The organism is Streptomyces sp. NPDC039609 (genome assembly GCF_055596705.1).
Window position 1 is genome coordinate 131,746 of record NZ_JBVIUJ010000013.1, and the last position, 22,569, is coordinate 154,314.

The 22,569-nt window shown below is 70.7% G+C and carries 19 protein-coding genes, 1 pseudogene and 1 riboswitch; of the genes and pseudogenes, 13 read left to right on the forward strand and 7 right to left on the reverse strand.

Annotated features, from left to right (window positions below; genetic code table 11):
* Positions 1 to 16 precede the first annotated feature (16 nt).
* The 3 genes from ACZ561_RS32265 to ACZ561_RS32275 form a co-directional block, all read right to left on the reverse strand.
* Complete coding sequence (locus ACZ561_RS32265; RefSeq protein ID WP_471001799.1) at positions 17 to 1,456, reverse strand: alpha,alpha-trehalose-phosphate synthase (UDP-forming); 1,440 nt, start codon at positions 1,454 to 1,456, stop codon at positions 17 to 19.
* Positions 1,457 to 1,556: 100 nt separating this feature from the next.
* The gene (locus ACZ561_RS32270) at positions 1,557 to 3,014 is read right to left on the reverse strand and encodes a DUF11 domain-containing protein (protein WP_471001802.1); all 1,458 of its coding nucleotides are present in this window, start codon (positions 3,012 to 3,014) and stop codon (positions 1,557 to 1,559) included.
* A gap of 38 nt (positions 3,015 to 3,052) precedes the next feature.
* Complete coding sequence (locus ACZ561_RS32275; RefSeq protein ID WP_471001806.1) at positions 3,053 to 4,033, reverse strand: glucosyl-3-phosphoglycerate synthase; 981 nt, start codon at positions 4,031 to 4,033, stop codon at positions 3,053 to 3,055.
* A 121-nt stretch (positions 4,034 to 4,154) separates the two neighbouring features.
* Positions 4,155 to 4,313, forward strand: a riboswitch (SAM riboswitch).
* Here ACZ561_RS32275 and thrC point away from each other — a divergent pair.
* The 6 genes from thrC (at position 4,307) to ACZ561_RS32305 (ending at position 9,782) form a co-directional block, all read left to right on the forward strand.
* A complete protein-coding gene (thrC, locus tag ACZ561_RS32280) occupies positions 4,307 to 5,620 on the forward strand; it encodes a threonine synthase (RefSeq protein WP_376433324.1) in 1,314 nt (437 codons plus the stop codon). Its footprint overlaps the riboswitch before it by 7 nt.
* A gap of 90 nt (positions 5,621 to 5,710) precedes the next feature.
* A complete protein-coding gene (locus ACZ561_RS32285) occupies positions 5,711 to 5,989 on the forward strand; it encodes a MoaD/ThiS family protein (protein ID WP_215066190.1) in 279 nt (92 codons plus the stop codon).
* Between the two features lie 446 nt (positions 5,990 to 6,435).
* Positions 6,436 to 6,639: a cold-shock protein gene (locus tag ACZ561_RS32290; protein WP_005315736.1), complete on the forward strand. Its 204-nt coding sequence runs from the start codon at positions 6,436 to 6,438 to the stop codon at positions 6,637 to 6,639.
* A 335-nt stretch (positions 6,640 to 6,974) separates the two neighbouring features.
* Positions 6,975 to 8,603, forward strand: coding sequence for a chaperonin GroEL (gene groL / locus ACZ561_RS32295; protein WP_376446567.1), 1,629 nt, complete (start codon positions 6,975 to 6,977; stop codon positions 8,601 to 8,603).
* A gap of 169 nt (positions 8,604 to 8,772) precedes the next feature.
* Positions 8,773 to 9,240, forward strand: coding sequence for an SRPBCC family protein (locus ACZ561_RS32300; protein WP_471001810.1), 468 nt, complete (start codon positions 8,773 to 8,775; stop codon positions 9,238 to 9,240).
* On the forward strand, positions 9,237 to 9,782 hold the full coding sequence (locus ACZ561_RS32305; protein WP_471001814.1) for a GNAT family N-acetyltransferase: 546 nt from the start codon (positions 9,237 to 9,239) through the stop codon (positions 9,780 to 9,782). Before ACZ561_RS32300 ends, ACZ561_RS32305 begins: the two co-directional genes overlap by 4 nt.
* Positions 9,783 to 9,870: 88 nt before the next feature.
* Here ACZ561_RS32305 and ACZ561_RS32310 read toward each other — a convergent pair whose 3' ends face one another.
* Positions 9,871 to 11,490: a carbohydrate-binding protein gene (locus tag ACZ561_RS32310; protein ID WP_471001817.1), complete on the reverse strand. Its 1,620-nt coding sequence runs from the start codon at positions 11,488 to 11,490 to the stop codon at positions 9,871 to 9,873.
* A gap of 660 nt (positions 11,491 to 12,150) precedes the next feature.
* Here ACZ561_RS32310 and ACZ561_RS32315 point away from each other — a divergent pair.
* The 7 genes and pseudogenes from ACZ561_RS32315 to ACZ561_RS32345 form a co-directional block, all read left to right on the forward strand.
* Positions 12,151 to 12,417: pseudogene (locus tag ACZ561_RS32315) on the forward strand (DUF1062 domain-containing protein); the annotation flags it as partial.
* 145 nt (positions 12,418 to 12,562) lie between these two features.
* Positions 12,563 to 14,062 carry an alpha/beta hydrolase gene (locus tag ACZ561_RS32320; protein WP_471001820.1) on the forward strand — a complete coding sequence of 500 codons (1,500 nt, stop codon included), beginning with the start codon at positions 12,563 to 12,565 and terminating at the stop codon, positions 14,060 to 14,062.
* 167 nt (positions 14,063 to 14,229) lie between these two features.
* Positions 14,230 to 15,222 (forward strand): ArsR/SmtB family transcription factor, encoded by a 993-nt coding sequence (locus ACZ561_RS32325; RefSeq protein ID WP_471001822.1) that lies wholly within the window; start codon positions 14,230 to 14,232, stop codon positions 15,220 to 15,222.
* Positions 15,223 to 15,386: 164 nt separating this feature from the next.
* Positions 15,387 to 15,767 (forward strand): hypothetical protein, encoded by a 381-nt coding sequence (locus ACZ561_RS32330; RefSeq protein WP_376446056.1) that lies wholly within the window; start codon positions 15,387 to 15,389, stop codon positions 15,765 to 15,767.
* A 3-nt stretch (positions 15,768 to 15,770) separates the two neighbouring features.
* Positions 15,771 to 16,331, forward strand: coding sequence for a hypothetical protein (locus tag ACZ561_RS32335; RefSeq protein ID WP_471001826.1), 561 nt, complete (start codon positions 15,771 to 15,773; stop codon positions 16,329 to 16,331).
* A 219-nt stretch (positions 16,332 to 16,550) separates the two neighbouring features.
* Positions 16,551 to 17,660, forward strand: coding sequence for a calcium-binding protein (locus ACZ561_RS32340; protein ID WP_471001828.1), 1,110 nt, complete (start codon positions 16,551 to 16,553; stop codon positions 17,658 to 17,660).
* An 81-nt stretch (positions 17,661 to 17,741) separates the two neighbouring features.
* Positions 17,742 to 18,971, forward strand: coding sequence for a barstar family protein (locus ACZ561_RS32345; protein ID WP_471001831.1), 1,230 nt, complete (start codon positions 17,742 to 17,744; stop codon positions 18,969 to 18,971).
* Between the two features lie 92 nt (positions 18,972 to 19,063).
* Here the strand turns inward: ACZ561_RS32345 and ACZ561_RS32350 are convergent, their stop codons facing one another.
* Genes ACZ561_RS32350 through ACZ561_RS32360 form a run of 3 tightly spaced genes read right to left on the reverse strand, consistent with a single transcriptional unit; the run spans position 19,064 to position 22,507 of the window.
* Positions 19,064 to 20,545 (reverse strand): PTS transporter subunit EIIC, encoded by a 1,482-nt coding sequence (locus tag ACZ561_RS32350; protein ID WP_471001833.1) that lies wholly within the window; start codon positions 20,543 to 20,545, stop codon positions 19,064 to 19,066.
* 37 nt (positions 20,546 to 20,582) lie between these two features.
* Positions 20,583 to 21,509: an N-acetylmuramic acid 6-phosphate etherase gene (gene murQ, locus ACZ561_RS32355; protein WP_471001837.1), complete on the reverse strand. Its 927-nt coding sequence runs from the start codon at positions 21,507 to 21,509 to the stop codon at positions 20,583 to 20,585.
* A gap of 32 nt (positions 21,510 to 21,541) precedes the next feature.
* Positions 21,542 to 22,507: a MurR/RpiR family transcriptional regulator gene (locus tag ACZ561_RS32360; RefSeq protein WP_471001840.1), complete on the reverse strand. Its 966-nt coding sequence runs from the start codon at positions 22,505 to 22,507 to the stop codon at positions 21,542 to 21,544.
* Between the last annotated feature and the right edge of the window lie 62 nt (positions 22,508 to 22,569).

The following is a 22,569-nucleotide window of genomic DNA, read 5'->3' on the forward strand; positions in this document are numbered from 1 at the left end:
CGGCCGGTCCTGACGGTCAGTCCTCGCGCAGCGCCTCCAGCTGGCTCAGGAACCACTGCTGCGGCGGCAGCGCCGTCGCCGCCGCGGCCAGGCGTTTCGAGCGGTCCGTGCGCTCGCTCGGGGGCATCGTCAGGGCACGGTGCAGCGCCCGGGCCGTCTCGGACACGTCGTACGGGCTGACCGTCAGCGCGTCCTCGCGCAGTTCGTCGTACGCCCCCGCGCCCGTCGAGAGGACCAGGACACAGCCCGACTCCGACACCACCGGGATCTCCTTCGCCACCAGGTTCATCCCGTCGCGGACCGGGTTGATCAGCGCCACGTCCGCCATCCGGTACGCCGCGAGGGAGCGCGGGAAGTCGTCCTTCACCGACAGCAGCACCGGCTGCCAGTCCTCCGTGCCGAACTCCGCGTTGATCTCCTCCGCCAGCTCCGCCACCGCCGCCGTGTAGGCGCGGTAGACCGCCAGGTCCTGCCGGGACGGGTACGCCGAGGCCAGATGGACGACACGGTCGTGCCACTCGGGCCGCTCGCGCAGCAGCTCCCGGTACGCGAGCAGGCCGCGGACCACGTTCTTCGACAGCTCCGTGCGGTCCACCCGCACGATCGTCATGCGGTCACCGACCTCGGCCCGCAGCCCGGCGAGGCGATCGTCGACCTCCGGGCGGTGGGCGAGGGCGCGCAGCTCCTCGCCGTCCACACCCAGGGGGTGGACGGCGACCCGGGTACGCCGCGCCGTTCCGCCCGCTCTGTGATGGCGCACACCGCACCAGGAGGCGTCGGCGGGCAGCGCCCCCTCCGCCACCCCGCCCACGCCGTCGAGGCGCGCGCCCTCGATGAACGCCGAAGCCCATCCCCAGGTGTGGAAGCCCAGCTCGTCCGCGCCGAGCATCCCCCAGACCAGCTCCTCGCGGATGTCCTCCGGAAGCATCCGCGCGTACTCCGGCGACACCCACGGCGTGTGGGTGAAGTGACCGATCCGCAGATCGGGCCGCAGCTCCCGCAGCTGCCCCGGCACCAGCGCCAGGTGGTAGTCCTGCACCAGCACCGCCGCGCCCTCCGCCGCCTGCGCCGCCAGCTCCTCGGCGAACGCCCGGTTGTAGGCCCGGTACGACTCCCACCTGCGCCGGAACTCCGCGTCGAAGACCGGCTCGCGCGGGATGTCCCACAGATGGTGGTGCAGGAACCACAGCACCGAGTTCGCGATGCCGTTGTACGCGTCGTCGTAGACCGCCGGCTCGACGGCCAGCATCCGTACGCCCGGCTCGGAGACGCCCCTGCGGACCGCCTCCCGGTCCCCGTCCGACAGCGCCGCGCACACCCAGACACTGTCCTCGGAGGACACGGCACTCAGCCCGGAGACGAGTCCGCCCCCGCCGCGCCGGGCACTGAGCGTGCCGTCGGCGGCGAGGGCGTACGAGACCGGACCCCGATTGGACGCCACAAGCACAGAAGCCATGTGCCGAACCTAGCCCGTCACGTAAACGCTCAAACGTACGTATACAAGTGTGGCGAATCCACGCCGCGGGGGCGCGCCAGGGTTCGCGCGGATGCCCGCGTCAGGGTTGGCGTCGGCTGCGCATGGCCGCCTTCGCCACCGCCCCCGTCGCCGCCAGAGCGAGGGCGAGCCCCCCGAGCAGCCACAGCCGCTCACCGTTGCCGCCCGTCTCGGCCATCGAGCCGCCGGACCCGTGCGGGGCGGGGCGTGCCTGGTGGGTGGTGGGGTCGGGGATCGGCGTGGGCGAGGCCGTGGTCCGGATCGGTGAGGGGGACGGGGACGGAGACGTGGGGGACGGAGCCCACGAGGGAGCCACCGCGACCGTCGCGGCCCGCGGATGCGTCGGGGTCGGAGTCGGTGTCGGTGTCGGCTTCGTGCTCTCCGCGTCCCGCACCGGTACGGAGAAGGCAAGCGCGGAGGCCACGTAGGTGTCGCCCGCCGTCTTGAAAGTCAGGTCGGCCGACCTCGCCCCCTCCGGGATCGCCCCGTCCGGGATGTCGAAGGCCTTCACGTCGATGCTCAGATTGTTGGCCGAGTCGGGGGAGACGGCGCCGGCGTCCCCGCCGATGAAGAAGTTGTTGATGTTGCCGGTGTGGGCCTCGGGGACGTTCTTGCCGTTCACGAGGAACATGTCCCCCGGCATGTTCCCGTCGCCCTCGTACGCCGTCACGCTCGCCCGCGCCCGGCCCGCCGTCCGGTGAAAGCCGTCGACGGTGACCGTCGTCGCGGGGGAGGTGGAGCGCTGGAGCACGTGCCCGCCGTAGACGGACACCCGGCGGCGGTCCGGCGCGTGCGTCTGCTCGGGCCCCGGGTACGAGTAGACGACCGTCAGGGACCAGCCGGCCACACAGCCCTTGCCGTTCGGTGCCCAGACGTTGCCGACCGCGACCCGCGTGGCGCCGCCGCGGACATCCGCGAAGGCGGCGGTGACGTCCGACTCGCCCGTGTAGTAGTGCGGGCCGGCGACCTCCTCCGGGTCCGTGACCATGGAGTCGATGGACACCTCCGTCTCCGGCGCCGCGCCGACCCGGATGTGCGGCGGGGTCGTCGCGTGGTCGCCGGGCGAGGGCGCCGCGTCGGTGCCGGCGAGGTCGCAGCGCTTGAGCTGCGCTCCGCTCGGCCCCTTGTACGTCCCGTCGTTGCCGCCCCAGAACAGCCGGGCGTACGCGACCTCGGCGCCCGCGGGGATCTCCACCCGGCCGGTGCTGGAGCCGTAACCGGCGGCCATGGAGGCGGTGTTGACGCGCTTCATGGCGAAGGTGTTGTTGGTGTCGCCGCCCTGGCCCGCGGCGGCGGTGGCGCAGCGCGCGGCCAGGTCGGCGGGGGCGGTGGGGCAGCCCATGACCGTGTTGCCGACGGTCGTGAAGTCGCCGTACAGGGAGGCGTCGTACCGCATGCCGAAGGGTTCCACCACGTCCGCCGCGGCCGGTCCGGCCGCGGCGAGGGACAGTGAGCCGAGCGCGCCGACGGCGAGGACGAGCGCCACCGGCAGTGTGGTCATCCGATTGTTGAAGCGCATGAAACGGAAATTTAGTAAGAAAGCATCATTATTCGGTGTTACGCCACGCGGCGGCGCGCGTACTCCGTGATGTCGATCATCGGCGGCCGCTCCTCCGTGTCCACGGCGTACGTCCGCGGCGTGAAGCCCTTCCCCCCGCCCGTCTCGTCCCGCTCGAACTGTGTCAGCAGCGGCCGCACCAGATGGCCGCGGGACAGCCGCAGCTGCGCGGTCCGGTAGATCGCCGCCGCCATGCGGCCGAGCGCCCGCTCGTCCTGGTGGCGGTGCTTACGGACCCCGACGTCGACCTGCGCGAGGGCGTCGAGGCCGACCGTGTGCAGCGCGTCGACGAGCAGCCCCAGCTCCACTCCGTAACCGACGGGGAAGGGGAGCCGTTCGAGCAGCGAGCGCCGCGCCGCGTACTCGCCGCCCAGCGGCTGGACGAAGCCGGCCAGCTGCGGCCAGTGCAGATTCAGCAGCGGCCGGGCCACCAGCTCCGTCACCCGCCCGCCCTGACCTGGGGTCTTGCCGGAGGCGAGCGGATCGACCCCGGTACTCAGCGGGCGGTCGTACATCGCCTTCACGAAGTCGACGTCCGGCTCGGTGAGGAGCGGGCCGACGATGCCGGTGACGAAGTCCGCGGAGAAGTCCCGCAGATCCGCGTCGACGAAGCAGACGATGTCACCACTGGTCACCATCAGTGACCGCCACAGCACCTCGCCCTTGCCGGGCACGGCCGGTATCCGCGGCAGGATCTCGTCGCGCGCCACCACCCGCGCCCCGGCCGCCGCCGCGACCTCGGCCGTACGGTCCGTGGAACCGGAGTCGAGCACCACGAGCTCGTCGACCAGCGGCACCGCCTCGGACATCAGCTCCCGGCGGATCACGGAGACGATGTCGCCGACCGTCGCCTCCTCGTCGAGCGCAGGCAGCACCACGCTGACCGTCGTCCCCCGCTTGGCGGCCAGCAGCTGCTCCAGCGGACGGTCTGCCACGGACCAGGACCGCCGGGCCAGCCAGCGCTCCACCTCATCCAGCAACGTGATCTCCATCTCGCGGTTCGGACGACCATCTCAGGCGTCCATGCCTTCGGTTACAGTCTTGAACAACGCGGATGCCCGATGCATGTCGGGGTGCCATCCACGTCCTACAACCGAATACCGCTCATCCAGAGGGGCAGAGGGAAACGGCCCGTTGAAGCCCCGGCAACCCTCCAGTCGGTCTCGTCCGCAGTCGTCACGTACTGCGCCCGCGAGGCTCCCGGCTAGGGAAGGTGCCAAATCCGTCTCATGGCGACGTTCGTCATGGGAAAGATGAGGAGAAAGGGCCTCGCCTCCATGGCTGTACAGACTGTTTCCACCACCACTTCGACGGTTGACCTCGGTCCGGCTTCCGGACTCTCCTGTCGTGAATGCGGTGAGAAGTTCCCCCTCGGTCCCATCTTCGCCTGCGAGCTCTGTTTCGGCCCGCTCGAAGTCGCCTACGACCTGCCCCTGGGCGACCCGGAGGCGCTGCGCAAGCAGATCGAGGCCGGCCCCGCCAACATCTGGCGCTACGCCCCGCTGCTGCCCGTCCCCGCCGACGTCGCCGAGAAGCCGAACCTGAACCCGGGCTGGACCAAGCTCGTCCAGGCCGACAACCTCGCCCGCGAGCTGGGCGTCGAGCCGGGCAAGCTCTACGTCAAGGACGACTCCGGCAACCCGACGCACTCCTTCAAGGACCGCGTCGTCGCCCAGGCCCTCGAGGCCGCCCGCGCCTTCGGCTTCACCACCCTGTCCTGCTCCTCCACCGGCAACCTGGCCGGCGCCGTCGGCGCCGCCGCCGCCCGCGCCGGCTTCCGCTCCTGCGTGTTCATCCCGCACGACCTGGAGCAGGGCAAGGTCGTCATGGCCGCCGTCTACGGCGGTGAACTCGTGGGCATCGAGGGCAACTACGACGACGTCAACCGCTTCTGCTCCGAGCTCATCGGCGACCCGCTGGGCGAGGGCTGGGGCTTCGTCAACGTCAACCTGCGCCCGTACTACGGCGAGGGTTCCAAGACGCTCGCGTACGAGATCTGCGAGCAGCTCGGCTGGCAGCTGCCCGACCAGCTCGTCATCCCGATCGCCTCGGGCTCGCAGCTCACCAAGATCGACAAGGGTCTGCAGGAGCTCATCAAGCTCGGTCTCGTCGAGGACAAGCCGTACAAGATCTTCGGCGCGCAGGCCGAGGGCTGCTCCCCGGTGTCGACGGCCTTCAAGGCCGGCCACGACGTCGTACGGCCCCAGAAGCCGAACACCATCGCCAAGTCGCTCGCCATCGGCAACCCGGCCGACGGCCCGTACGTCCTGGACATCGCGCGTCGCACGGGCGGTGCGGTGGAGGACGTCGACGACGAGCAGGTCGTCGAGGCGATCAAGATCCTGGCCCGGACCGAGGGCATCTTCGCCGAGACGGCGGGCGGCGTGACCGTCGGCGTGACGAAGAAGCTGATCGAGGCCGGTCTCCTCGACCCCACGCTCACCACGGTCGTGCTCAACACCGGTGACGGCCTCAAGACCCTGGACGCGGTGGCCGATACCTCGCAGGCGACCGCCACGATCCGCCCGAGCCTGGACGCGTTCCGCGAAGCCGGCCTGGCGGGCTGACGCCCGCGACCGACGGGGTGCCGGGGCGGCCCGGTGCCCCGGCGGCCCCATCCACCCGTCATCCGTCCCCGCCCCGAAGGTGAACCACCCATGAGCGTCAAGGTCCGCATCCCCACCATCCTCCGCACCTACACCGGCGGCCAGGCCGAGGTCGCCGCCGAGGGCGCGACGCTCTCGGAGGTCATCGCCGACCTGGAGAAGAACCACACGGGTATCGCCGCCCGCGTCCTGGACGACCAGGGCAAGCTGCGCCGCTTCGTGAACGTGTACGTCAACGACGACGACGTCCGTTTCGAGCAGGGCCTGGAGACGGCGACGCCGGACGGCGCCGGCGTCTCGATCATCCCGGCGGTCGCCGGCGGCTGCTGAGCCCCGGGGCGACCGTACAAAGGCCTTTGAGTCACCCACGGTCACCTGAGTTACCCACGGTCACTTGAATTGCCCCCTCCGCCGGAGAAGCGGAGGGGGTAATTCTGCATGGTTGAACGGGGTAGAGTTGGGGAAGTCCCCCTGACTTCCCTTCGCTGCTTGTGCCAGACGCATATGAGAATGCGCCCGCACCCGACAAGAAGCAGCCAAAGTGTTCGAGTGTTGTGTACCTTCTGCGCACTTTGACGGGCCCGACTTGCCCCGGGATTCAGTGAATTCTCCTTAATTCTCCTTTCCGTCGCGCCCAGATTTCTCGTCCGATTGACCTGTTGCAGAGGGCAGTTGGACAGATACATTCAGCCGCGGTCGACGCGTTCCGGCGCAGGGTCTGACCCGGGTCCGCGAAGTGCGGTCCCGCGCAAGGGCCAGTAATAGGGGAGTTAGGCATGGCTCAGGGCACCGTCAAGTGGTTCAACGCGGAGAAGGGCTACGGCTTCATCGCGGTCGACGGTGGTGCGGATGTATTCGTCCACTACAGCGCGATCCAGATGGACGGTTACCGCACCCTTGAAGAAGGTCAGCGGGTCGAGTTCGAGATCTCGCAGGGCCAGAAGGGTCCGCAGGCGGACATGGTCAAGCTCGCCGTCTGAGCACGGCGCGATCGGCCACCACGTACGCACTCACGCGTTCTCTACGTCGAGGGGTCCGCATCCTGACCAGGATGCGGACCCCTCGCGCGTGTGCGGGAGGGGAGGGGACGTGCGCCCGGGCCGTCTCTCGATCTGTGGGAGTCGCTTGCACTCGCATGGGCCGAGTGCTAATCATTGGCGTTAGCACTCTGAAGGTGAGAGTGCTTACGAGGATCGGGCAGACGAGGTCCGCGGCCAGGTGGGGCAAGGAACCGCCGGGTACGCAGGCCGTCCGTCGCGGGCGTCGGCGCGGTCCTGGAGCGTTATCCACCCCATGTCCGGGAGGACCACTTCACATGGCCAAGATCATCGCGTTCGACGAGGAGGCACGGCGCGGTCTCGAGCGCGGGATGAACCAGCTCGCCGACGCCGTAAAGGTCACCCTTGGCCCCAAGGGCCGGAACGTCGTCCTCGAGAAGAAGTGGGGCGCCCCCACGATCACCAACGATGGTGTTTCCATCGCCAAGGAGATCGAGCTCGAGGACCCGTACGAGAAGATCGGCGCCGAGCTGGTCAAGGAAGTCGCCAAGAAGACGGACGACGTCGCCGGTGACGGTACGACCACCGCGACCGTCCTCGCCCAGGCGCTCGTCCGCGAGGGCCTGCGCAACGTGGCGGCCGGCGCCAACCCGATGGCCCTCAAGCGCGGCATCGAGAAGGCCGTCGAGGCCGTCTCGGGCGCCCTGCTCGAGCAGGCGAAGGATGTCGAGACCAAGGAGCAGATCGCTTCCACGGCCTCCATCTCCGCCGCCGACACCCAGATCGGCGAGCTCATCGCCGAGGCGATGGACAAGGTCGGCAAGGAAGGCGTCATCACCGTCGAGGAGTCCCAGACCTTCGGTCTGGAGCTGGAGCTCACCGAGGGTATGCGCTTCGACAAGGGCTACATCTCGGCGTACTTCGCCACCGACATGGAGCGTATGGAGGCGTCCCTGGACGACCCGTACATCCTGATCGTCAACTCCAAGATCTCCTCCGTGAAGGACCTGCTCCCGCTCCTGGAGAAGGTCATGCAGTCGGGCAAGCCCCTGCTGATCATCGCCGAGGACGTCGAGGGCGAGGCCCTGTCGACCCTGGTCGTCAACAAGATCCGCGGCACCTTCAAGTCCGTCGCGGTCAAGGCTCCGGGCTTCGGCGACCGCCGCAAGGCCATGCTGAACGACATCGCCATCCTCACGGGCGGCACGGTCATCTCCGAGGAGGTCGGTCTCAAGCTCGAGAACGCCGGCCTGGACCTGCTGGGCCGCGCCCGCAAGGTCGTCATCACCAAGGACGAGACCACGATCGTCGACGGCTCCGGCGAGAGCGACCAGGTTGCCGGTCGCGTCAACCAGATCCGTGCCGAGATCGAGAACTCGGACAGCGACTACGACCGCGAGAAGCTGCAGGAGCGCCTGGCGAAGCTCGCCGGCGGTGTTGCGGTCATCAAGGCCGGTGCCGCGACCGAGGTCGAGCTCAAGGAGCGCAAGCACCGCATCGAGGACGCCGTTCGCAACGCGAAGGCGGCCGTCGAGGAGGGCATCGTCGCCGGTGGTGGCGTGGCCCTGCTCCAGGCGTCGAACGTCTTCGAGAAGCTCGAGGCCGACCTCACGGGTGACGAGGCCACGGGCGCGAACATCGTGAAGCTGGCCCTCGAGGCCCCGCTGAAGCAGATCGCCGTCAACGCCGGCCTCGAGGGTGGCGTCGTGGCGGAGAAGGTCCGCAACCTGCCCGTCGGCCACGGCCTGAACGCCGCGACCAACGAGTACGTGGACCTCATCGCCGAGGGCATCATCGACCCGGCGAAGGTGACGCGCTCTGCCCTGCAGAACGCGGCCTCCATCGCCGCGCTGTTCCTCACCACCGAGGCCGTCATCGCCGACAAGCCCGAGAAGGCCGGTGCGGCCGCTCCGGGCGGCATGCCGGGCGGTGACATGGACTTCTGATCCTTCCGGATCGGTAGTTCCTCGCTGTACGCGACCGAGGGCGGTACTCCTTGCCGGGGTACCGCCCTCGGGCTGTCTGCGGGTGCCGCCCTCGGGCGTTCGGGGTGATGCTGGTGGGAGGACCCTGACGGATCCCGCACGGCCGGATCCCCCACGGCGGGAGCGTTCCATGATCACGCTGCTGACGACACCCACCGACCGCGAGCTGGTCATCACCCGAACCTTCGAGGCCCCGCCCGCCCGCGTCTGGGAGGCGTGGACGACGTCCGAGCACGTCCGCCAGTGGTACGGGATCGCCGCGCTGACCACGACGGTCGTCGACGTCGACCTCCGGGTCGGCGGAGCCTGGCGCTGGGGACAGCGGGCGCCGGACGGACAGGAGATCGTCTTCTTCGGAACGTACGAGGAGATCGTCCCGAACGAGCGCCTCGTCTACACGGAGAACTTCGAGCTCATGCCCGGCCCGCCCGTGCACGTGACCCTCACCTTCGACGACACCCCGGATGGTGGCACGGCCCTCACGAGCACGTCGCTCTGGCCGTCCATGGAGATCCGGGACCAGGCATTGGCCACCGGGATGGAGGACGGGGTGAAAGAGGAGTACGACCGCCTGGCCGCGTACCTTCGGACGATGTGAGCCTCATCGTTCCCCGGCTGGCGGCCGGGGCCTTCGAACTGCGCCGCTGGGAGCGGGCCGACCTGCCCCTCCTCGAGGAGGCGTCGACGGACCCGTACATCCCGCTGATCACCACTGTCCCGCCGGTGTACTCGGAGACGGAGGGCGAGGGGTTCGTCCGCCGCCAGTGGGCCCGTGCGGAGAACGCCGCCGGCTACCCCTTCGTCATCGTCCGCCGCCGTGACGCGCGGGCCGTGGGCATGATCGGACTCTGGCTCCGCGAACTCCCCGAGGGCCGAGCCACCCTCGGCTACTGGATCGTCCCGTCCTGCCGTGGCGAGGGCGCGGCGGGGGCGGCGCTGACGGCGGTGACCGATTGGGCTTTCGCCGAACTGGGCATCCCGCGCCTCCAGTTGCTCGTGGAGCCCTGGAACGAGGCCTCGATCCGGACGGCGGAAAGGGCGGGTTACGTACGGGAGGGAGTGCTGCGGTCCTGGCAGGAAGTGGGCGGGGAACGGCGGGACATGGTGATGTACGGGCGGGTGCGGCGGCCGCCTGGTTGACGGTTGTTTCCGGGGGGCGGCCGCCGGGGGTGGTCACGATGGTCACCGGGTCACCGGGGTCACCGGGTCACCGTGACCACCGGGGTCATCAGGTGACCGGTCGGCCGCCGAAGGACACAGCGAGGCGGCCGTCGGAGGCGTAGGACCAGCTCAGGGCGCCTGCGTACGAGGAGCAGCGGGAGCCGTTCGAGCCGGACCAGAACTGGTTCGAGCCGTCGACGTCACCGATGGTCCGGTCGTTCGTCCCGGTAGTGGTGGAGCGGCAGGAGGTGTTGCTCCGGAACACCGAAGTGCCGGCGTCGAAGGTGTAGTTGCGCTGGGCGTTGTCGATGCTGATGTTGCTCGACATCGTGATCGTGCCCGGGTTGCTGTTGTACGTGAACCCGTGCTTGCCGTTGTGGAAGGCGATGCTGCGCCGGACGACGTGGTCGACCTCGATGTCCTCGCCGCCGAGCTTGTAGCCGTTGCGGTCGCCGTTGCCGGCCTGGGAGCCGTCGCTGAGGGTGCCGTTGTCGTACGCGAGGGAGTCCTCGATGGTCACCGGGCCGATGGGACCGGTGTCCGTCTTGGTGTAGAGGTCCCAGCCGTCGTCGATGTTGTGGTGGGACACGGCGTAGCGGAAGACGTTCCCCGAGCCGACGGTGAGCTTCGCGGCGAAGCCGTCGGCGTCCTCGCCGTCGGAGTCGGCGTTGTCATGCGACTCGGCGCTCAGGATCAGATTGTCTGATGGCCACTGCTCGCGGGGGGTGGAGGAGGCGATCCGCGAGAGCTGCAGTCCGGTGTCGCGGTTGAAGCGGGTGACCGTGCGCTCGATGATGTTGTCGCTGCCGCCGACGAGGATCCCGTTGTCGCCGGCTCGTTCCACAACGATGCCGTTGACGTGCCAGTACGAGCCGTTCAGGGCGAGGCCGCGGTTGGCCGGGTCCTCGGCCATGGCGGAGAAGTTCAGCACCGGGGTCTCGCCCGGGTAGGCGGAGAGCGTTTTGCGGGCGGCGGCGGTGCCGTTGTTGGTCGGGGGGACGGTGATCGTCGTGGAGTGACGGTACGTGCCGCCGCGGAGGTAGATCGTCCCGCCGGCGCCGACGCGGCTGATCGCGGAGGTGAGCGTCGTCGGGTCGGACTGACTGCCGGACGCGCTGTCCGTTCCGTTCGGGGCGACGTACAGCGCGTCGGCCGTGGGTGGTGGGCCGTCGGCCGTCGTGACGTTCAGGGAGTCGATGTTGGGGAGACCGGCGGCGGTGGTGGGGGAGAGCCGGATGGTGTTGCTGCCGGCGTTCAGGGTGACGGTCAGGGTCTTGGTCGACCAGGTGGACCAGGCGCCGGTGGCCTCGAACGAGGGCGTCTGGACGGTGGATCCGTTGACGACGACGCCGGCGGGACGGGTGGTGGTGGTGCCGTTGGCGAACCGGACGGCCAGGGTGGCCGTACCGGCGGCGGGGGCGTTCACCGTGAACTGGGAGGCGGCGCCGACGGCGTTGGTCCCGTTGCAGAAGCCGCTGCCGGTGAAGCCGCCCCAGTCGGAGTCCAGGGTCCCGGTGCAGACGGCGGGGTAGGCCTCGGCCTCGTGGAGGGCGGATGCGGCGTGAGCTGGGGTGGGGGTGGTGAGTGTGAGGGCGGTGAGGGCAACGGCGAGGGCGGTGGGGATGAGGGTGCGGGCGAGGGGGGTGGCGGCTAACCGGGCGGTGGGGGTGACCTGTCGCAGATGCATGGGGGCTCCGGGAGGGGAGTGATGACGTTCCGGGACTGGACGGGAAAGCGCTTTCCCCGGAAGCTAGGGGTGCGGCTGCGAGGGCGTCAAGGGTTGTGTATGTGATTGCTGTTCAGGTGCGTGAACGAGTTTTTTGAGGGGCCGGCCGGGGTGGGGAGTTGGTTTCGGGTTTCTGGGGGGCCTGGTGTGAACGCCCCCGTGGGCTTCTGGCTCGGCCGCCCTCGTTCCGAGTGTGGCGACCGGAGGCGGTGGGTCAAGGGCGCTCCCTGCGGTCGCGTCGGCTTCGCCGATTGCGCTTCGCTCCACCCTTGACGCACCGCCTCCGGTCGCCTTTTCACACTCGGAGGGTGGCCGGGGGCGTGGCCACGCGACGACTCCCTCGGTCCTGGGCGGGGATCGGCGCCTGCGGGTGTGTGGGTGGTGTTGCGCGGCAGTTGTATGGGTGGCCCGGCGGTGCTCAGCGTGTTGCGGCCGTCGGTCGGCTCGGATTCATGCCCCGCTGGTCACTCCCGGTGGGTGGTGGGGTGGGTTGATCGGTTGTCCCTAAGGCTGCACAACTCGCCTTCGGTGGGCCCCAAGGGGCGCTGTCCGGGGAAGTTACCGCGAGTAGTGGAGAGTTGGGGGCGCCAGCCGTTGCTCTGACCCTGCCCCCTCGCACCCCTGCGGCGCCGTAATCGCATCGCCCTCGACTGGGACGACGCCTGGCGGCTCGACACCGGAGGATCGGATCACCTGGACCGTGAGGTCGTCGACGTCTCGGTCCGGTTTGCGGCGCGGATCCCTGTCCGGCCGGTGCGACTGATCGCTGAGGGGTTCGGTCTTTCGCGGGCCGAGGTCGAGAGGCTGATCGCAGAGGGGAGTCTCGTCTCGGCGGTCCGGCTGAGCGGCAAACTCGCCGGCGACTTCACCTTCACGCTCAAGCGCTGAGGCTTCTCGAGCCCCTGGGTCTGTCCGGCGTGGTCCGCTGGACAGGCCCTCGGGGTCGCGGGTGGGCAGGCAGGGGGGTAACCCCACTTCGTACCGTCCCGGCTGCCGGATGTGATCGTGAGGAACCGTCAACAAAGCTTGGCGCATGACCACTTACAAGCTCGGTGCTCTCGTCCTCTCCGCCGCCGCCGTTGCGGTCACCCTCTCCGCGAGCCCCCTCGCCACCACCGCTCGCGCCGCCGACACCGCCTCCGGCGGGCTCGTGTGGACGAACTGCGCCCAGAAGGACGGGCCCGCCACCCAGGAGTGCGCGACGCTCACCGTGCCCGTGGACTACAGCGACCCCCGTGGGCCCCAGCTCTCTCTCGCCGTGTCGCGGATCCGTAGCGAGCGGCCGGGGGAGCGGCGGGGGACGTTGGCCGTGATTCCCGGTGGGCCCGGGAGTTCCGGTGTGCAGCGGCTGACGATGAAGGGGGACGCCCTGCGCAGAGAGCTGGGCGGGATGTACGACCTGGTGGCGCTCGATCCGCGTGGGGTGGGCGGGAGCACGAAGGCGAGTTGTGGGCTGGACGAGGGCGACCGGCGGATGGTGACGCTGCGGTCCTGGCCTGCGGCGGACGGTTCGATCGACGAGAACGTCGAGCGGTCCCGGCGTACCGCGGAGGCGTGCGCGCGCAACGGGGGTGATGTGTTGCGGAGCATGACGACGACGAACCAGGCGCGGGACCTGGACCGGTTCCGGCAGGCGCTCGGGGAGGAGAAGCTCTCGGCGTGGGGGGTCTCGTACGGAACGTACGTCGGCGCCGTGTACGCGCAGAAGTTCCCGCACCGGACGGATCGTTGGGTTTTCGACAGCAGTAACGACCCGGATCCGAGCCGGGTGGCGAGGGGCTGGCTCGCGTACATGGGGGAGGGTGTGGAGGACCGTTTCCCCGACTTCGCGGCCTGGGCCGCGCATCCGGACCGGGCGAAGGAGGGGCTGCGGCTCGCGGAGCGGCCGGAGGACGTACGTCCGTTGGTGATCGCGCTGGCGGAGCGGCTGGACCGTGAGCCGAAGGAGTCCGCGAAGGCGGGCGTTCCCGTGACGGGGAACGTGCTGCGCCAGGCTCTGCAGAACGCGCTCTACAGCGACGGGGCCTTCGCCGGGTTCGCCCGTCTGGTGGTGGACGCCCAGGCCCCGGACCGTAAGCCCACGCTTCCGCCGCAGCTCGCCGAGGCGCTGTCCGACGAGGACGCGGCGATCACGGTCGGCGTCATCTGCAACGACGTGAAGTGGCCGCGCTCCGTCCCGGCGCACCAGCGGGCCGTCACGGCCGACCGGGCCCGTCACCCCCTCACGGCGGGTCTTCCGGCGAACATCACGCCCTGCTCGTTCTGGAAGGCTCCGGCCGAGAAGCCGACGCGCATCACCGACCGGGGTCCGTCCGACATCCTGATGATCCAGAGCCTGCGTGACCCGGCCACTCCGTACGCCGCCGGTCTGAAGATGCGAAGGGCACTCGGCGACCGGGCCCGGTTGGTGACCGTCGACCACGGCGGGCACGGGATGTACCTGGGGAACGGGAACGCCTGCGGGGACGCCGCCGTGACGCGCTTCCTGCGCACGGGGGAGCGGCCGGCCTCCGACACGTACTGCGCGAACTGACGAGCTTTCCCGCGAGGCCGTCTCCCTCGGGAGGCGGCCTCGTGCGGTGTTCTCCCGCGGCCGAAGTGGGCGGCAAGGAGACGTCAATGGGGTGTTTAGGACACCGTCGTCTCCTGAGTCGCAGACCCGTTACCGGCCGTAGCCGGTACGCGACCGCAGGGGGAACCGTGCTGAGTATCCGCTTCACCGATGCCGACGTAGGACGTGTCCGACTGGCCGCCGAGCCGGACGTCATGTGGGAGACGATCCTGAGTCTGCATCAACTGGCCAAGCCGGACGCGTACTTCGCACCGTGGAAGCGCCTGGCGCGCCGGGCTCTGGCCGATGCGGGAATGGGCCGGGACGGGCACCTGCTGACGGCTCTCGCGCCGATCAGCTCGTACTTCCCGGACTTCCTGACGCCTCCCGGGCACATCACGTCGATCGAGGGCGGAATCGACGCCGTGCTGTCGACCGGGAAGAAGCGCCTGCGGGCCGAGATCACCAGACTCGCGGAGTCCAGCCCGGGCCCACGGGCCTGGTTCGACGACATCGCCGTCGGCCGTCCCCGAGCGTTACGCCGGCTCGGTGGCGCGTTACGCCGCTATCACGACGTCGCCCTGGCTCCGTACGCGCCCGCCGCGGCGGCGGTGGCGGGCCGGGACGTGAACCGTCATGCGCGGCGGATCGCCGAGCAGGGCAGCGAGGCGCTGCTGGACGGCCTCGGGCCGCAACTGCGGTGGCGCCCGCCGGTGCTGGAGGTGGACTATCCCGTGGCGCAGAGCCTGGAGCTGGACGGGCGCGGTCTGCTCCTGGTGCCCAGCTTCTTCTGCCACAACCATCCGATCGCCCTCGCCGATCCCGGGCTGCCGCCGGTCCTGGTCCTTCCGGTCGCCCGGGGGCCCCTGTGGATTCCGCAGCCGGGGGCGGCCCCGCCGCGTGGCTTCGAGGCGGCGGGCCTCGACGAACTGATCGGGCCGACCCGCGCCGCCGCGCTGCGCTTCCTCGACACCGGCCACAGCACGACCGAGCTCGCGGCCCGTCTGTGCACGTCCGTCTCCACGGCCAGCCGCCACGCCGGGGCGCTGCGTCGTGCGGGCCTGGTGGTCACCGTGCGGCTCGGGGCGTCCGTCCTGCACACGCGTACGGCGCTGGGCACCGGGCTGGTGCACGGCATCTGAGCGGTGGGGAGGGTGTGCCTTTGCGCCGGAACGCAAAGGGTTCGTTCACATTCTTGGAATCCGTAGCGTCATGCGGGACAGGCGGCCCGGGGCCTCGGAGCGGATTTCGAGGCCCGGGGGGCGTCCTCAGGAATCTCCGGATCTGGAAAGGATCGTGAGACCAAGTGGCAGTGATCTCCTTCTCGTCGATGTCCTCCCTTCGGAAGACCGCGGTGGCGGCGGGCATGACGGCGCTGGTGGCCGTCGCGCCCCTGCTCGCCGCGACCGACGCCCAGGCGCTGGGCAACAACCGCAATGTGTCGCGTAGTTGCGGCACCAACCACGTGGGCAGCGGCTTCAACGGCAGCCAGAACTGGGCGCAGACAAAGAAGGTGTCGGGTGACTGTGCGGGCCGGCTGAGTGCGGCTCTCGTGCGGAGCGACGACTACTGGACCACCCGTGTGTACGGTTCCAAGACCAACGCCTACGCCAGCTACAACTCCCGGTACAAGGCCAAGAACGGTCTGCACTGGGGCTGCGACAACTGCAACGTGACGTACTCCTGATCCATGGGCAAGGCGACGATCGTCGTCGCGGCGGTCCTTCTGGCCACCGTCTCGGGCTGCGCGCAGGCGGGTTCCGACGGTGGCCGGGAGGCCGGCGACGACATTCCGATTCCCGGGCAGGAGTGGGCGCTGAAGGACGGCCGGGTCACCTCGGCCGAGTACGGCACGGCCATGGGACGGTTCGTCTCCTGTATCAGGGACGCGGGCTATCCCGTCAGCGAACCCGTCCTCAGCCCGGCGGACAATCTGACGCTGATCTACGAGGTCACGCCCAGTGGCGCGCCGGAGACGTACAACAACGCTGTGCAGAGCTGCAATCTGTCCCACCTGTCGATGGTCGAGCCGACGTTCGTCGAGGCGCAGCCGCAGGTCATGGAGGAGCCGCTGCGTAGGGCGGTGGGTGATTGCCTGCGGCGGCAGGGCGTCGCGGTGACGGCCGAGGAGCGGAATCTGAGGGAGTTCGCCCGTTCGGCGAAGGACGAGGCACGGGTGGTCGACTGCGTGACGGCGGAGTGGCCGCGGGTCTATCCCGCGCTGCCCGCGGAGGTACCGCTCCGGTTCTGACCCGTCCGTGCCATGGCGTCGGTCGGACCCCGTGAGGGGTGTACGGGGGTCCAGGCCGCCGTTCCGTGGCGCGTAAGGGGGCGACGGCTCACCCGAATGCGATCAGCCCGGTCGCAGGGCGACACACGGTGTCATACGTTCCGTGACATATCGCCCCGTTTGTGATCGCGCTCTGTGAACGCATGCGGCATGTGGGGCGCCCTCGCCCTGGAGGTTCGTATGTCACCGCTCCGCCCACCCCGCCGCCTCGGCCCGACGGTACTGACCGTGGCCGCGCTCCTCGCGCTCGGTCTCCCGGCAGGCGCCGCGTCCGCCGCCCCGCCGACGTGCTTCGGAGTCCCGGCGACCATCACCGGCTCGGGCACGATCCTGGGCACGGCCGGCAGCGATGTGATCGTCGGGTCCGACGGCGACGACGCCATCGACGGGCTCGGCGGCAACGACCTGATCTGCGGTCTGGGCGGGAACGACACGGCCGCCGGAGGGCTGGGCAACGACCAGGTCGACGGCGGGGTGGGCAACGACACCGTCCGTGGCGATGTCATCGCCCTGACCGGCGACGCCACCGGCGGCGGTAACGACCGGGTCTTCGGCGGCCCGGGCGACGACCGGCTCGGCGGGGACAGCTTCGCCTTCGGGGGCACGGCCACCGGCGGCGGTAACGACCAGATCTTCGGCGGACCCGGGAACGACGTCGCGGCAGGTGACAGCCGCGGGACCAGCGCGTCCGGCGGGGGGCGCGACGTGATCGACGGCGGGGAGGGCGACGACGACATGAACGGGGACTCCGCCGCCACCGTCACCGACGCCACCGGAGCCGGGGACGACGTGCTGCGGGGCGGACCCGGAGTCGACATCCTCATCGGCGACAGCAACGCGCTGGGCAGCACCTACGGCAGCGGCGGCGACGACGTCCTCGACCTGGGCGCCGACGGCGGGTTCTTCGCCATCGGCGACCACAACGCGGCGACGGGAACGTCCACCGGCTCCGGGAACGACCGGATCGTCGGAGGCAGCGCGAACGAGATCCTCCTGGGGGACAGCTCCGTCGACACCACTCCGCCCACCAGCGCCGGCAACGACACCCTGGACGGCCGGGGCGGCGACGACCGGATCCTCGGCGACAACGCCGACTTCTTCATCGAGTTCACGGTCGGCACCGTCGGCGGGCGCGATGTCCTCAGGGGCGGCGCCGACGCCGACCGGCTCCTCGCCGGCCCGAACAGCGACGTCCTGGACGGGGGCGCCGGAACTCCCGACTCCTGCGACGGCGAGGCGGGCACGGACGTGGCGACGGCTTCCTGCGAGACGACGCCGAACGTTCCCTGACGGACGGCGCCACGAGGGCGGTTCCCCGGGCGGGGAGCCGCCCTCGTCGTCCCACCCGAGCCCGTCCTTATGATCGGGCGCATGGGTGAGGCCGGGGAGCTGTACAGGTCGTGGCGGTACGGGGAGCTGGACGACGTGGAGCGCGGGGAGCGGTACGAGGACCGGGTCTGGACCTGGGAGCGCGCGCATCCGCTGCGGTTCCTCCTGGTCAGCGAGGAGTGGGACGGGGAGCAGACGGTGTGGGCGCGCTGCGCCGACATCCAGGGGCTGTTCGCGGAGGAGGAGCCGCGCCGCGAGCGGCTGACGCTGACCGGGTGCCTGCCCGAGGGCAGGCTGCGCAAGGCCGTCGACGGGGCGGCGCGGGAGCGCGACCGTCTGGGTGATCTGGCCCTGAGCGTCGACGACGAGCACGACGACAGGTCCGTGCACGAGTGGGAGCTGGCCGACGTCGTGGTGCTCGACGGCCGGCCGAACGCGGACGACGCCTCGCGGGTGGACGTGGTGATCGAGGCGGAGGTCCGTGACTGGCCGGGCTCCCGTACCGAACCCCGGTCGGACCGGGTCAGGATCTTCAACGGGTGGGGCGGCGGGTGGCTCGGCGAGTGCCGGCGCGTGGAGGGCCTCTACGGTCCGGAACGCCCGGTCGCGAGGCCGGCGGTCACCCTCGTCGGGTGCGAACCCGGGGAGTTGCTGCTGCGGCGCCTGACGACCCGACGGGAGGCCGGGGACCCCGTGGAGCTGTTCGTGCTCGACCGGACGGGGCGGGTGGTGGGGATCGAGGAGCACCTGTTCCTGCACGTCCGCGAGGCGCGCCCGTCGGTGCTCGGGGGCGCCCTCGTCGACATCCGTATCGACGGCGGGTTCTCGAAGCCGCGGCCGTACGCCGGCCGTCCGGCCTGGGACGCGTGGTACGAGGGCGCCCCGAGCACGCCCAACGAGTGGGCCGGGCTCGACACGAGGGGCAGGACGGAGTGGCTGCGGTTCGCCAAGCCGGTCGGTGGAGAGGACCGCGTGGGCGACACCTGCCACCTCGACGGCCGCTTCACCACCGACATCCCCGGCGTCCAGTTGGCCGTCGGCGAGGCGCTCGGCGGGCCCGGCGCGCACTTCGCCCAGTGCTGGGGCGCGCTGCGCGGCTGCCCGTGCGGCGGCAACCGTCTGCCGGGTCCGGTCACCCTGATCTGGCACGACGCGCACATCGCCCGGGAGGCGCTGGCGTCGGTGAGCGCCGACGCGGAGGGCGAGCTCACGTATTTCGAGAGTGTCGTGTGGCTGTTGGGGCAGTCGGGGATCACGGTCGAGCCGGCGTAGGGCGGCCGCGGGCGCCGAGGGCCGACCTGCGACGCCCGAGGGCCGGCCCCCCGGGGATCGGGGGGCCGGCCCTGCGCCGCAGATTCGAGGAGTCAGACCCTTACCGGCTCCGGCACCTGCGGCGCCACCGGCCCGCCCGAGGCCACAGGGACCTCCGCCGGCTCCGTCTCCACGTCGAACTCCTCCAGGAGCTCACGGCTGAAGCCCCAGAAGTACGTCGCAACGAAGCCCACCACGTAGCCGACCAGCAGCCCGCCCGCGTAGATCGCGATCGTCTCGCCGAGGCCCTTGTTGCCGTCGAGGAGCGGGAAGAGGGCCCAGCCCGAGGGGCCGATGGCCGTCGAGCCGACCTTGTCGCCCAGCATGTTGAAGAGGCCGATGAAGCCGCCGCCGAAGGCGCCGCCCACGCAGGCCGTGACGAACGGGCGGCCGAGCGGGAGCGAGACACCGTAGATCAGCGGTTCGCCGACGCCGAGGAAGCCGGCGGGGAGGGCGGACTTGATGGTGCGGCGGATCGAGCCGTTGCGGGGGAGCTTGAGATAGACGGCGGCCGCCGCGCCGACCTGGCCCGCGCCCGCCATCGCGAGGATCGGGAGGAGGACGGTGAAGCCCTGCTGCTCGATCAGGGTGGTGTGGATCGGGATCAGGGCCTGGTGAAGGCCCAGCATCACCAGCGGCAGGAACAGTCCGCCGAGTACGAAGCCGGCGCCGGCGCCCGCGTGGGCGAGGAGCCAGTTGGCGAAGTCCCCGATCGCGGTGGAGACCTCACCGGCCACGAACATCAGGCCGAAGATCGTGACCAGGCCGGAGACAAGGACCGTGAGCGTCGGGGTGACCAGGACGTCGAGCGCCTCCGGCACCCAGCGGCGGCACCACTTCTCGACGTACACCGCGAGTACGGCCGCGCCGAGCGCGCCGAGGACACCGCCCTGGCCGGGCGACAGCGTCTGGCCGAAGGCGTCGATCTTGGCGACACCGGGGAAGACGATGATCGCCGCGACGGCGCCGCCCAGGATCGGCGTACCGCCGAACTCCTTCGCGGTGTTGAAGCCGACGAAGACCGCGATCAGCGCCATGAAGCCGCTCGCCATCGCCGCGAGGGCGGGGGTGACGGACGGCAGCCAGCCGAGGTTGATGAGCAGGCCGTTGAGGCCGGCGATGATGCCGCAGCCGATGAGGGCGGGGATCAGCGGGACGAAGATGTTCGCGATCCGGCGGAGGAACAGCTTGAAGGGGGTCTGGTTCTTCGCCTTCCGCGCCGCCTTGATCGCCGCGCCCTGCGCCGCGAGCTCGTCGGCGGTGCGCGTCGGTGCCGACGCGGCGACGAGCGCCTCGAACTCCGGCGTCACCCTCGCCACCGTGCCCGGGCCGAGCACGATCTGGTACGTGTCGTCCTCCACCACGCCCATCACGGACGGCAGGGCCTTCAGGGCCTCGTCCTGGACGAGCGAGCGGTCCCGCAGACCCAGCCGGAGCCGGGTCATGCAGTGAGCCACCGAGTCGATGTTCTCTGCGCCGCCGACGAGCGGGAGGATCGCGGCGGCGATGGCGCGGTTCTTGTCGTCTGTGCTCATGGTGCGGTGGTGCCTTGCTGTGCGGGGGCGGGGAGGTTCAGGACTGCGCGTGCAGGGCGGCGCGCAGATGGCCCTGTGATTCGGTGAGGCGCTGGTCGGCGCTCTTGGCGTCGATGTCGGCGAGGATCATCAGGATCGCGGTCTTCACCTCGCCGTCGGCGGCGGCGAGGGAGGCCTCGATCTGCTCGTCCGGAGCTCCGGTGGCGAGCGCGACGATCCGCCGCGACCTGGCCTGGAGCTTCTCGTTGGAGGCGCGGACGTCGACCATCAGGTTTCCGTACGTCTTGCCGAGCCGGATCATGGTGATCGTCGAGATCATGTTGAGGACGAGCTTCTGGGCCGTGCCCGCCTTCAACCGGGTGGATCCGGTGAGGAGTTCGGGGCCGGTGACCACCTCGATGCCGTGTTCGGCGGCGGCGGCCAGCCCGCTGTCCGCGTTGCAGGAGAGGCCGATCGTCAACGCGCCCTTGGTGCGGGCGTGTTCGACGGCGCCGATGGCGTACGGGGTGCGGCCGGAGGCGGAGATGCCGACCACCGTGTCGTTGGCGGTGAGGTTCAGCGCGTCGAGGTCGGCGGCGGCGAGTTCGCGGGAGTCCTCCGCGCCTTCCACGGCCTTCACCATGGCGGAGGGGCCGCCCGCGATCAGGCCGACGACCTCGGTGGGGTCGGTGTTGAAGGTGGGCGGGCACTCGCTGGCGTCGAGGACGCCGAGCCGGCCGGCCGTGCCGGCGCCGGCGTAGATCAGCCGCCCGCCGCGCGCCATACGGGCGGCGGTGGCGTCGATGGCGGCGGCGATCGCCGGCAGCCGCTCGGCGACGGCGGCCGGGACGGTCCGGTCCTCGGCGTTCATGGTGCGGGCGATGTCGAGGGTCGGGAGCTGGTCGATCTCCGCGAGCTCGGGCCGGAACGCCTCGGTGGTGAGTGTGGCCAGTTGCGCCTGAAGCTCGGAGTACGTAGAGGGCACGTGCGGCTCTTTCGGTGCGTCGTCGTTGACGTTCAGCGGGTGCGGGGGGAGTGGCGGTGGGCGAGGGCTTCGTACGAGGCCGCGAGGGCAGGGGCCGCCGTCTCGTACGTACGTTGGGTGACACAGGTGAACAGGCAGTCCACGACCAGGAGTTGGCTGGTACGGGACGACATGGCCGCAGGCCGCAGCTCGCTCTCGCGGGCGGTGGAGGTGGTGAGGATGTGGTCGGCGTACTGCGTCACGGGCCCGTCCGGGCGGCCGGTGATCGCGACGGTGGTGGCGCCGTGGTCGAAGGCGACGCGGAGGGGTTCTATGACGTCGCCGGTCGAGCCGGAGTGGGTGATGGCGATGGCGACGTCGCCGGAGCGGAGCTGTACGGCGTTGGTGACGGCGAGGTGCGGGTCGCTGTGCGCGTGCGCGAGGAGGCCGATGCGGAGCAGCTTCTGGCCGAGGTCCTGGGCGACGAGGCCGGAGGCGCCGACGCCGTAGATGTCGATGCGGCGGGCGGTGGCGAGGGCGGCGACGGCGGCACCGAGCTGGACGGTGTCGAGTCCGGCGGCGGTGTCGGCGAGGGTCTGCTGCTCGTCGTAGGCGAGCTTGGCGACCACGTCGGCGATCGGGTCGTCGACGGCGATGTCGGCGGTGACGGAGGGCGCACGGCCGGACTGCTGCTGGGCGGCGAGGCCGGCGAGGGCGAGGCGGAGGTCCCGGTACCCGGGGTAGCCGAGGAGGCGGGCGGTGCGGACCACGGTCGCCTCGCTGGTGCCGGTGAGCTCGGCCAGGCCGGTGACCGTGAGGGCGGCGCAGCCGGCCGGGTCGCCGGCGACGGCTTCGGCGACCCGCTGCATGGAGCGGGTCATGGACGGCGCGAGGGTGCGCACCTTGGCCGCGAGGGCGGCGGGCGCGGGCGGGGCGTCCTGGGTCGGTCCGGGGGTGGGCCCGCCGGACTGGCCGACCACCCGGCCGCCGCTGAAACTTTCCTTCACGTCATTGGTCACACCTGAAAGATATTTTCGGGCGCTGGGGGCGTCAAGACCCCTTCGGTCCCGGATGGTCCCGG

What these genes read in the sequence shown, in the direction of transcription:
- ACZ561_RS32310 (WP_471001817.1), bottom strand. Translation starts at nt 11,490, where the DNA reads ATGCATCTGCGACAGGTCACCCCCACCGCCCGGTTAGCCGCCACCCCC.
- ACZ561_RS32270 (WP_471001802.1), bottom strand. Translation starts at nt 3,014, where the DNA reads ATGCGCTTCAACAATCGGATGACCACACTGCCGGTGGCGCTCGTCCTC.
- ACZ561_RS32340 (WP_471001828.1), top strand. Translation starts at nt 16,551, where the DNA reads ATGTCACCGCTCCGCCCACCCCGCCGCCTCGGCCCGACGGTACTGACC.
- ACZ561_RS32290 (WP_005315736.1), top strand. Translation starts at nt 6,436, where the DNA reads ATGGCTCAGGGCACCGTCAAGTGGTTCAACGCGGAGAAGGGCTACGGC.
- groL (WP_376446567.1), top strand. Translation starts at nt 6,975, where the DNA reads ATGGCCAAGATCATCGCGTTCGACGAGGAGGCACGGCGCGGTCTCGAG.
- thrC (WP_376433324.1), top strand. Translation starts at nt 4,307, where the DNA reads ATGAGGAGAAAGGGCCTCGCCTCCATGGCTGTACAGACTGTTTCCACC.
- ACZ561_RS32300 (WP_471001810.1), top strand. Translation starts at nt 8,773, where the DNA reads ATGATCACGCTGCTGACGACACCCACCGACCGCGAGCTGGTCATCACC.
- ACZ561_RS32265 (WP_471001799.1), bottom strand. Translation starts at nt 1,456, where the DNA reads ATGGCTTCTGTGCTTGTGGCGTCCAATCGGGGTCCGGTCTCGTACGCC.
- ACZ561_RS32335 (WP_471001826.1), top strand. Translation starts at nt 15,771, where the DNA reads ATGGGCAAGGCGACGATCGTCGTCGCGGCGGTCCTTCTGGCCACCGTC.
- ACZ561_RS32350 (WP_471001833.1), bottom strand. Translation starts at nt 20,545, where the DNA reads ATGAGCACAGACGACAAGAACCGCGCCATCGCCGCCGCGATCCTCCCG.
- ACZ561_RS32345 (WP_471001831.1), top strand. Translation starts at nt 17,742, where the DNA reads ATGGGTGAGGCCGGGGAGCTGTACAGGTCGTGGCGGTACGGGGAGCTG.
- ACZ561_RS32285 (WP_215066190.1), top strand. Translation starts at nt 5,711, where the DNA reads ATGAGCGTCAAGGTCCGCATCCCCACCATCCTCCGCACCTACACCGGC.
- ACZ561_RS32320 (WP_471001820.1), top strand. Translation starts at nt 12,563, where the DNA reads ATGACCACTTACAAGCTCGGTGCTCTCGTCCTCTCCGCCGCCGCCGTT.